General features: G+C 29.9%; 5 protein-coding genes and 3 pseudogenes. All 8 read left to right on the forward strand.

What is annotated here, in order from left to right; translation table 11 throughout:
• Positions 1–220: 220 nt before the first annotated feature.
• A complete protein-coding gene (locus tag IDG60_RS04085) occupies positions 221–997 on the forward strand; it encodes a tandem-type lipoprotein (RefSeq protein ID WP_000972657.1) in 777 nt (258 codons plus the stop codon).
• A 111-nt stretch (positions 998–1,108) separates the two neighbouring features.
• Positions 1,109–1,881: pseudogene (locus IDG60_RS04090) on the forward strand (tandem-type lipoprotein).
• Between the two features lie 243 nt (positions 1,882–2,124).
• Entirely contained in the window at positions 2,125–2,919 is a 795-nt protein-coding gene (locus tag IDG60_RS04095) for a tandem-type lipoprotein (RefSeq protein WP_000581871.1), read from the forward strand.
• A complete protein-coding gene (locus IDG60_RS04100) occupies positions 2,906–4,231 on the forward strand; it encodes a membrane protein (protein ID WP_001044255.1) in 1,326 nt (441 codons plus the stop codon). Before IDG60_RS04095 ends, IDG60_RS04100 begins: the two co-directional genes overlap by 14 nt.
• Positions 4,231–4,557 (forward strand): hypothetical protein, encoded by a 327-nt coding sequence (locus IDG60_RS04105; RefSeq protein WP_000495498.1) that lies wholly within the window; start codon positions 4,231–4,233, stop codon positions 4,555–4,557. Before IDG60_RS04100 ends, IDG60_RS04105 begins: the two co-directional genes overlap by 1 nt.
• Positions 4,558–4,559: 2 nt before the next feature.
• A pseudogene (locus IDG60_RS04110) lies at positions 4,560–4,848 on the forward strand (hypothetical protein).
• A gap of 316 nt (positions 4,849–5,164) precedes the next feature.
• Positions 5,165–5,272, forward strand: a pseudogene (locus IDG60_RS04115) (Csa1 family protein); the annotation flags it as partial.
• 111 nt (positions 5,273–5,383) lie between these two features.
• Positions 5,384–6,178: a tandem-type lipoprotein gene (locus IDG60_RS04120; RefSeq protein WP_000581894.1), complete on the forward strand. Its 795-nt coding sequence runs from the start codon at positions 5,384–5,386 to the stop codon at positions 6,176–6,178.
• Positions 6,179–6,442 lie beyond the last annotated feature (264 nt).

A 6,442-nucleotide genomic window follows, 5' to 3' on the forward strand; every position in this document is an offset into this window, starting at 1 on the left:
ATTTTAAATATAAGCGCAATTTATCTTAATTAATTAGTTGGTTAGGCCAATAAAAATTATAAAGATATTTGCGCTTTTTAAATAATTTGTGATGTTGATATGTGAAAAATACAACTAACAATTAAAATCCACGAGGATTTAATCATAAAATTTCCTCTAGTATTATTAATATTGGAATTTGAACTTAACTTTGCATCAAAAATAAAAATGGGGATGTGAAATGATGATTCATTCAAGAAAGTTGAGGCTTTGGCTGTATTTAGTATTATTAGCTGTTTTTATAGGCGCTTGCGGAATGAAAAAGGAAGAAAGCAGTAAGGATAAACAAATTAAAGAAAACTTCAACAAAACGTTGAGCTTATATCCAACTAAAAATCTTGAAGACTTTTATGATAAAGAAGGTTTTCGAGATGAAGAGTTTGAAAAAGGAGATAAAGGGACTTGGATAATTCACTCTAAAATGACAATAGAAACAAATGGAAAGAATATGGAATCCAGAGGCTTGGTCCTGTATGTAGACCGCAATACCAGAACGACAAAAGGTGAATTTATTGTGAGAGAATTATGGGAAGATAAAAAAGGATACTCACGTAGTAAAGAAAAAGAATATCCAGTGAAAATGGAACATAATAAAATTATCCCAACTAAACCGATAGCTGATGATAAATTAAGAAAAGAAATTGAAGACTTTAAGTTTTTTGTACAATACGGTGACTTTAAAGATATTAATGATTATAAAGATGGTGACATTTCATATAATCCTAATGTTCCAAGTTATTCCGCAAAATATCAATTGAGTAACAATGACTACAATGTGAAGCAACTTAGAAAGAGGTATGATATACCAACTAAGAAAGCTCCGAAACTATTGTTAAAAGGTGATGGTGATTTAAAAGGATCATCTATAGGACACAAAAATTTAGAGTTTATATTTATAGAAAATAAAGAAGAAAACATCTATTTTACGGATAGTATTAATTTCAAACCTACTGAATAGGGTTAATAGAAGTTTGAAATGAAAATTTCATAAAGTGTTCAAAATAATTTTTCGCTTTAGTTGTGTAAATTAAAGATTGAGTCAGTATTAAAAATATAAGGTGGAGAAATGATGATGCATTCAAAGAAATTAATGCTCGGTATATGTTTGGTATTACTCATTATATTGATTGTAGGTTATGTCATTATGACAAAAATAAATAGTCGAAGCGCCCAAATTAAAGACACATTTAATCAAACATTAAAATTATATCCAACCAAAAATCTTGAAGACTTTTATGATAAGGAAGGCTTTCGAGATCAAGAGTTTGAAAAGGGCGACAAAGGCAATTGGATTGTTGATTCTGAGATGGTAATTGAGCTGAAGGATAAAAAATGGAATCTAGAAGTATGGTGCTCTATATAAATCGTAATACTAGAACAACGAAAGGTAATTTTATTGTTAGAGAATTGTGGGAAGATAGTAAAGGGTATGCACAAAGTAAAGATACAAAATATCCAGTGAAAATGGAACATAATCGAATTATCCCAACGAAACCGATAGCTGATGATAAATTAAGAAAAGAAATTGAAGACTTTAAGTTTTTTGTACAATACGGTGACTTTAAAGATATTAATGATTATAAAGATGGTGACATTTCATATAATCCTAATGTTCCAAGTTATTCCGCAAAATATCAATTGAAAAACGATGATTACAATGTGAAGCAACTTCGAAAAAGATATAATATTCCAACCAACAAAGCTCCGAAACTATTATTGAAAGGTGATGGTGATTTAAAAGGTTCATCAATAGGATCAAAAAATCTAGAATTTACCTTTGTAGAAAATAAAGAAGAGAACATTTATTTTTCTGATAGTATTAATTTCAAACCTACTGAATAGGGTTAATAGAAGTTTGGAATGAAAATTCCATAAAGCACTAGGTAAAAGATTATAACGATAACTCTTAAAATTAATAATAAATCACAGAAACTTTATCTTTTGATTTAATTGTTTTATAATTCTGATAAGAAGATTTAAAATACAAAATAATTACAATTAAATTCATTTGTTCAAAACAATTTTTCGCTTTAGTTGTAAATATTAAAAACTGAGTCAGAATTATAAATATAAGGTGGAGAAATGATGATTCATTCAAAAAAATTAACGCTCGGTATATGTTTGGTATTACTCATTATATTGATTGGAGGTTGTATCATTATGACAAAAATAAATAGTCGAAATGCCCAAATTAAAGACACATTTAATCAAACATTAAATGTGTATCCAACCAAGAATCTTGATGATTTTTACGATAAGGAAGGCTTTCGAGATCAAGAATTTGATAAAAGAGATAAAGGGACTTGGATTATTAATTCTGGAATGTACATCCAATTAAAAGGAGGAGCCTTAAAATCCAGAGCGATGGTACTTTACATCAATCGTAACACTAGAACAGCTAAGGGATATTTTTTAATAAGTGAGACAACAGAAGACAAAAAAGGATACGTTCATAATAAAGATAAAAAATACCCTGTCAAGATGGAACGTAATCGAATAATTCCAACGAAGCCCATAACGGACGAGAAGTTAAAAAAAGAGATTGAAAACTTTAAGTTCTTTGTACAATATGGGAATTTTAAAGATTTTAAAGATTATAAAGATGGGGATATTTCATACAATCCTAACGTACCAAGTTATTCCGCAAAGTATCAATTGAATAATGATGATTATAATGTCCAACAATTAAGAAAACGATATGATATATCAACCAAAAGGGCACCTGAATTAAAATTGAGAGGATCTGGCGATTTAAAAGGCTCATCCGTAGGTTCTAAAGAACTAGAATTTAACTTTGTAAGAAATAAAGAGGAAAATGTGTATTTTTCTGATGGTATTAATTTCAAACCTACTGAGGAAATGAATCATGAACAAAACTAAATATCAAATAAATTCTGACAATATAAAGAGTAACTCTGAAGAAACAAGCGCAATATCTAGTATAAGTTATGAAATAGAAAACGCAAATAATAACGATTTAAATAATGCAAGTATTCAAACGCAAATAGAAATATTAAAATCACAAAATAGTTTCCCTAAAAATCTTTCATATCTTAAAAGTTATACGGACCCCAAAACAGGTACGACTACAAGCGCCTTTTTAAATAAAGACACTGGCAAAGTTACTTTAGGTATGACAGGTACTAATGTACACAAAGACGCAATATTAAAACAAACATTTGGTGTTCCTTCTTATCAAGGATATATAGATGCGAGTGAAACGCTAAAGGATATTGGGGCCGATGTCAATATTGGCCTTCATTCCGTCACAGATAAAGATCCACATTATAAAAATACCCAAGACTTTATCAAAAATATCAAAAAAGACTATGATATTGATATTATTACCGGACATTCGCTGGGCGGTAGAGATGCGATGATTTTAGGTATGAGTAATGATATTAAACATATCGTTGTGTATAATCCAGCTCCATTAGCGATCAAAGATGTGAGCGGCCTTTATGCCGATCAAGAAGAACTTAAAAAATTGATTGAAAAGTACGATGGTCACATTGTAAGATTTGTGTCTGATGAAGACGAATTAGATGCAGGTGTCCGCAATCATTTATATGAAACTGCTGGAGAAAAAATAGTACTTAAAAATGGAGAAGGCCATGCAATGAGTGGTATTTTAATGAGCAGAACACAGGCTATAATCTTAGCTGAATTAAACAAAGTTAAAGGCTACCAAGACGAAAATAATAAAGCATTAAAATCCGTTCGTAAACAAACGAGGCATAGATTACATAAAGTAGAGACGTTAAGAGCGAATTGGATTCAAACAACGGGTGGATCACTCTCTTCCTCCCAACAACAATTATTAGAAGCTTTAACAGCACTAACCATTGCCGAAGGCTTAAATCAATTAGTGAATGAAGAAAGCCAACATTTGAAAAAAATGTATCACGCGATGGCACATAAATTTGGAGACAACTGGAAAAAAGCGCAAGAAGTTGGAAATGAAATTGGTGAAAAATTAACCTCTGAAGAGGTTATAGATGAATTAAGAAAAGGTGGCGCGTATGAAAGTAAACTTGAAACAGATCCCAAAAGAAAAATTGATGATAAGATAAAGAAATTAAATGATGTTTATAAAAATTGTAATGGCTATATCGCAAAAATTAAACAGAGTATCGAAGCAATTGTTTCTAATGACCAAATGTTAGCGAGCCAGATTGATGGGATGATGTAATGTTTACTACGTATAAAAATATTAATGAACTTGAAAATGCCTATGATGAAGAAAGAAAACAATTGAATGATGCATTCAATCAAATTGATGAATTAAGACATCAAACACGCAAGAAATGTGAACAAATGTATGATCATTTCTTATATCTCAAACATAAAATGAATTATAGTGAAGACGCTATGATCAGGATGACACGTATTATAGAATCTTTCGATAGAGAAACGAATCAACGTATCCGACATCACGAAATGAAATTAGAAGATTATAAAGATGAGTTAAGAAGAGAATATCTAAAACAATCTGACAGAATTGAAGGAGATGAATAAGCGTGGGACTTGATTTTAGTGGTTTGCCAGATTTAGCAGTATTGGAACAAATGAAGGAAAAAGAACAGATTAGTGAGGTTATTGCGCCTGAACATGTTCGTATGCATCATGATCATCAAAATAAGCTGAAAAGTGATGAGAAAATATTACTTGACCAAATGGTAAGTCATTTCAAAAACTTTGAAGATGATTTTAAAAATGCGGCACAAGGGGCTTGGGTGAAAAATGCCACAGACGAATTAAAAGATATTAGTAATGATTTAGAAAAAAATTCAAGATATTAAAGTATAAAAAGGTATTAAGAAACACAATAAGTATATAATCCATTTAATAATAAATAAATTATATAGTTCATAATCTCGACTATAAGTGGCTATTAGCCATTATTTTTCGGGATCTATGTCAAATCGGACTAATGAATTCAATAATGGAAGTTAAGCAACCAATCTTTGTTTAACTTCTTTTTTATTTTTTGGAAAATAAAGTTTTGAACATAATAAAATTTGATTATGTTTTAACGAATTTTGATGTTTCTTGAACTATATATCATCTAGTCGTCATTTACAATTGGTAAATATGACTTCAAACTGTATGAAGGTGATGGCGATTAAAAGGCTCATCCGTAGGTTCTAAAGAACTAGAATTTAACTTTATAAGAAATAAAGAAGAAAATGTGTATTTTTCTGATAGTATTAATTTCAAACCTACTGAATAGGGTTAATAGAAGTTTGAAATAAAAATTTCATAAAGTGTTCAAAATAATTTTTCGCTTTAGTTGTATAAATTAAAGATTGAGTCAATATTAAAAATATAAGGTGGAGAAATGATGATTCATTCAAAGAAATTAACGCTCGGTATATGCTTGGTATTACTCATTATATTGATTGTAGGTTATGTCATTATGACAAAAACAAATGGTCGAAACGCCCAAATTAAAGACACATTTAATCAAACATTAAAATTATATCCAACCAAAAATCTCGATGATTTTTACGATAAAGAAGGCTTTCGAGATCAAGAATTTAAAAAGGGTGATAAAGGTACTTGGATAGTTAATTCTGAAATGGTAATCGAGCCAAAAGGTAAGGATATGGAAACGAGAGGAATGGTGCTCTATATCAATCGCAATACTAGAACCACAAAAGGGTATTATTTTATAAGTGAAATGACAGATGACAGTAACGGCAGACCAAAGGATGATGAAAAAAGGTATCCGGTAAAAATGGAACATAATAAAATCATACCAACGAAGCCACTACCGAATGACAAGTTAAGAAAAGAAATCGAAAACTTTAAATTCTTTGTACAATACGGTGACTTTAAAGATATTAATGATTATAAAGATGGTGACATTTCATATAATCCTAATGTTCCAAGTTATTCCGCAAAATATCAATTGAAAAACGATGACTACAATGTGAAGCAACTTCGAAAAAGATATAATATTCCAACCAACAAAGCTCCGAAATTATTAATAAAAGGTGATGGTGATTTAAAAGGCTCATCTGTAGGGTCAAAAAATCTAGAATTTACCTTTGTAGAAAATAAAGAAGAAAACATTTATTTTACAGATTCTGTACAATATACTTCAAGTGAGGATACAAGTTATGAGTCAAACTGAATATCAAATAAAACCTGGTAATATAACAAGTAACTCTGAAGAAACAAGTTCGATATCTAAAGTGAGCTGTGAAATATAGGTAGCCATTTCAAAAAATTTAAAGGTGAATTTGATAATGTAGCTCAAGGAGATTGGGTTAAAAAGGCGAAGAATGAACTGGATGATATTAGTAAGAAATTAAAAAATATTCAAAGAACGGAAGTTTAATATTCTAGCCGATTCCTGAAACTAAGACAGCATGCGTTCATTCATGCCATTATTAAT

This window comes from Staphylococcus sp. EG-SA-2 (genome assembly GCF_017152085.1).

Coding starts and splice junctions, on each gene's coding strand:
- IDG60_RS04085 (WP_000972657.1), top strand. CDS start 221: ATGATGATTCATTCAAGAAAGTTGAGGCTTTGGCTGTATTTAGTATTA.
- IDG60_RS04095 (WP_000581871.1), top strand. CDS start 2,125: ATGATTCATTCAAAAAAATTAACGCTCGGTATATGTTTGGTATTACTC.
- IDG60_RS04100 (WP_001044255.1), top strand. CDS start 2,906: ATGAACAAAACTAAATATCAAATAAATTCTGACAATATAAAGAGTAAC.
- IDG60_RS04105 (WP_000495498.1), top strand. CDS start 4,231: ATGTTTACTACGTATAAAAATATTAATGAACTTGAAAATGCCTATGAT.
- IDG60_RS04120 (WP_000581894.1), top strand. CDS start 5,384: ATGATTCATTCAAAGAAATTAACGCTCGGTATATGCTTGGTATTACTC.